The organism is Plantactinospora solaniradicis (genome assembly GCF_042658085.1).
Classification (GTDB): Bacteria; Actinomycetota; Actinomycetes; order Mycobacteriales; family Micromonosporaceae; genus Plantactinospora; species Plantactinospora solaniradicis.
In genome coordinates this window covers 1-3,126 of record NZ_JBHSPR010000083.1, presented here as the reverse complement: position 1 = coordinate 3,126, position 3,126 = coordinate 1, and the positions used below count along the sequence as shown (strand labels likewise).

The 3,126-nt window shown below is 66.1% G+C and carries 4 protein-coding genes and 1 pseudogene; 2 read left to right on the top strand and 3 right to left on the bottom strand.

The genetic code is table 11. From position 1 onward, the window contains the following. Positions 1–431 precede the first annotated feature (431 nt). The gene (locus tag ACFP2T_RS43285; protein ID WP_377432868.1) at positions 432–1,364 is read right to left on the bottom strand and encodes a hypothetical protein; all 933 of its coding nucleotides are present in this window, start codon (positions 1,362–1,364) and stop codon (positions 432–434) included. Between the two features lie 310 nt (positions 1,365–1,674). Then, positions 1,675–1,905, bottom strand: a pseudogene (locus ACFP2T_RS43280) (transposase); the annotation flags it as partial. 25 nt (positions 1,906–1,930) lie between these two features. Between ACFP2T_RS43280 and ACFP2T_RS43275 the strand changes: the two are divergent. After that, the gene (locus tag ACFP2T_RS43275; RefSeq protein ID WP_377432866.1) at positions 1,931–2,284 is read left to right on the top strand and encodes a hypothetical protein; all 354 of its coding nucleotides are present in this window, start codon (positions 1,931–1,933) and stop codon (positions 2,282–2,284) included. Further along, the gene (locus ACFP2T_RS43270) at positions 2,284–2,583 is read left to right on the top strand and encodes a hypothetical protein (RefSeq protein WP_377432864.1); all 300 of its coding nucleotides are present in this window, start codon (positions 2,284–2,286) and stop codon (positions 2,581–2,583) included. Before ACFP2T_RS43275 ends, ACFP2T_RS43270 begins: the two co-directional genes overlap by 1 nt. A 178-nt stretch (positions 2,584–2,761) precedes the next feature. Here ACFP2T_RS43270 and ACFP2T_RS43265 read toward each other — a convergent pair whose 3' ends face one another. After that, a complete protein-coding gene (locus ACFP2T_RS43265) occupies positions 2,762–3,046 on the bottom strand; it encodes an integrase core domain-containing protein (protein ID WP_377432870.1) in 285 nt (94 codons plus the stop codon). Positions 3,047–3,126: the final 80 nt, after the last annotated feature.

Sequence of the window (3,126 nt, the reverse complement as noted above, 5' to 3'; positions counted from 1 at the left end):
CACGAATCAACAGCCCAAAGGTGACGGCCATTCACCCGAAAGGTGACAAAGTACTACTAGGGCCATGAGCAGGAGGAACGCCGGGATCGTCGGGGGAGTAACCGCAGCGATCCATCGCGCGGTCTCTCCCACAGTTGCGTGCCTACTTGCCGCTGCCGGGCTTCACCGCTTGCCCACCCTTCGTGTCTCGCCCGGACCGCACGCTCGGAGGTGCGGCAGATTCCTGCTGCCCAAGCAAGGCTGCCGCTTCGTCGTCAGGTACGGCAATTCCGTAAATTCGAGTCCGTCAACGGAGCTCGGTTCGGTGCTCGGGCAGCCTCGGTCGTTCCGTCGCCTATCGAGGCCCGTATCCCAGTCGGTCGAGGAGCGCGGGGACCGTTGCCGCCAGACCGGGCCGCCGATCCGCCGCACCCTCGTGTGGCTGGACCTAATCACGCCAGCACGGAGGTGATCTCGTACCCAAGCGGCGCGGTGACACAGATCACGCTGCGCTGGAACCAGCGCGCCACGCTGTCGTTGTTCCGCATGGCCGCCACCCAACCCTTTTGGAGGAGTGCGACGTCGTACGGTGCGGACTCGGCGACGACCGTCTTGTGGTCTCCGGTGGACCCGGCGGTGACCCTGGCACCACCACTGAGCGGCCTGGTACCCGACGGGCAGGCCAGGGTGCCCCACCCCAACGAACCGGGGTTCACCTGAAGGTCTTGGCTGAGGTCGACGTAGCCGGCCGGAGTCTTGGCGCAGACGGCGGTGACCAGGAACGTACGCGGAGTGGCGGCGGTATTCTTCACCATCACCGCCCACCTGATTCCGTCGCTGAGGTTCGGTGCGGACTCCTGGAGCAGCGCGGCGGACGGATTACCGCTGGCGGCCATGACCTGAACACCGCCGCCGATCACGCGCTTGCTGGCCGGGCACATCGCGCTGATGGAATCGACGGTGTTTCCGGGCACGCTGACTGACGTGACCACCGTCTCGTAGCCGACTGGAGGGTCGATGCACACGGCGTAGAACCGGATCTGGTGCGCAACGATGTCACCGTTCAGCAGCGAGGTCAACCAAACGCTCTTGCCGCCGAGGCTACCCGGTCCGGACTCCTTGATGCTCACGTGGTGTTCGCCGGCCGGCTCGCCCACCACCGCGGCGCCGCCGCCGGTCGCCACCTTGCCAGCGGAGCAGGACACCACCGCGTTTATCAGCCCCGGAGCCACCCTGGCCACCTGCGACCGCTGGGTGGCGGGAGATGCAATGGATGGCGAGGCCGACGCCGCAGCCGGCGCCCCGACGACGAGTCCGACGCACGCCACGACGGCCGACACGGTCGCGGCAGCGATCCGACGCCAGACTCCGCTATTCTTGTCCATCGATGTCCTTTCCTGATCCGCGCAGGTGCGACATCGCACCTTGCGATCCGGGAAATGGGATTCGGGTCCCGGGCAGAACGTAGGGTGCCAGGACCGGCGCCGGGATGCAGTCGCCATTCTGTCCGTCCGGTTGCCGTCCTCTTCCGGTACCCGTGCGGCGGGCAGGTCACCACGGATTGTCGGTCCGACCACGGCCGGCGGTGGCCGCGACAGTGTCGGCAACCGTACTCAGCTGGCCACGACGAGTCGGGCACCAGCGGCGTTCACCCGCCAGTCGAGCCCGCTCAATGCGTCACGGAGAGCATTGCCCCCGTTGCCACCGTCGGCACAAGGCGTACACCGCCGACCAGGACCCGGACTCGGGTGGCAGGTCCCGCCACGGGGCGCCGACCCGGATCCGCCACCGGATCCCGTCGATCAACTGCCGCCTGTTCCACAACGACGGTCGACCCGGCCGCTTCGGGGTCGGCAGCAAGGGCTTCAGCACCGCCCACTGGGCGTCGGTCAGGCCGAACCGCCTCGTCACCGCTACGGTGTCCACGAGGTCTCCGGATGTCTGGTTCTGCTTGGTCGCTGAACCATCTACCGGAGACCTCGCCGCATCTCGAACACCGACACGCGAAGATCCTCCAACCAGCTCAAGCCCTGGCACCGACTTCGACACAGGCCCTAGCTACGCCAACCTCGCGGCGGCTGGGATCGACTGGCGCGACGCCCTCCACATCCTCAAACGCGCCCACCACCGGGTCCGCCACCACACCGGAGCCGTCCTCCGGATCGCGGCACCCGACCGGGACGGCCGGTGGCTCACCATCGCCCTGATCGAGGAAACCGACGACGCCTACCTCGTGGTCGGCGGCCGGTACCTCGACCAGGAAGAGATTGATGCCATTCGAAAAATGATGAAGGGGGAATCCTGATGGGCAGCCGTGAAGATGCGCTCCGGTCACTCGAAGATCGGGACTGGAGTGGCGCCGAGGTTGAACACACCCCCCGTTCAGCGATGATTGTCCATTCAATCCGGCTCCCCGAGGACGCATCCCGCTGGGTGGAGGCCGAGGCCGTCCGGCAGGGCACGAACCCGTCGGTGGTCATCCGTGGCCTGGTCGAGCGTGCCGCCCGCCCCCAACCGTCGGGTGAGACGGTGGTCGTTCGGGTTGATGAGCTACGCCGGAATGTGCTGCAAGCCGTGGAACAGGCCATCCACCCCGCCGCCTAAATGCGGCAATCATGCCCGTCCGGCGCTACTCCCACCAATGTGAGTGCATTGTAATGTGAGAATGAAGTCGAAGTCCGTCACATTGCCGGAATTCTCACGCTCGCGCTCGCCTGTGTGGAACCCCTGTGCCGTGCCAAAACTCGTGCAACGGTGGTGACCTGGAGTTTTGATGATCAGTTCAGGCTGCTCGGTGGTACTCGTTGATCACCCCGCTGAGGCGTTTTCGGCGGCGTATGGGCTTGTCAATTGGGATGATGACGGCTGGGTCATGGTTGGGTGGCCGCTGCTGCCGCCCTTGGTGCGGCCGGTGGTCGTTGAAATGGTTGACGTACTCGCCGACTACGGTCAGCGCGTGTCGCTCGCTGTAGATCAACACGTGGTCGGTGCACTCGCCGCGGAGGCTGCGGCCCCAGCGTTCGATAAAGCAGTTGGCCTGTGGGGTCCGGGGTGGGATCTTGACCACGCTGATGCCTCCGGCGGTGAAGACGTGATCGAAGGGGGCGGTGTACTTGCCGTCGCGGTCGCGGAGCAGGAATCGGAACC

Excerpts from the sequence above, each read along its gene's own strand:
- ACFP2T_RS43270 (WP_377432864.1), top strand. The coding sequence starts at position 2,284 with ATGGGCAGCCGTGAAGATGCGCTCCGGTCACTCGAAGATCGGGACTGG.
- ACFP2T_RS43285 (WP_377432868.1), bottom strand. The coding sequence starts at position 1,364 with ATGGACAAGAATAGCGGAGTCTGGCGTCGGATCGCTGCCGCGACCGTG.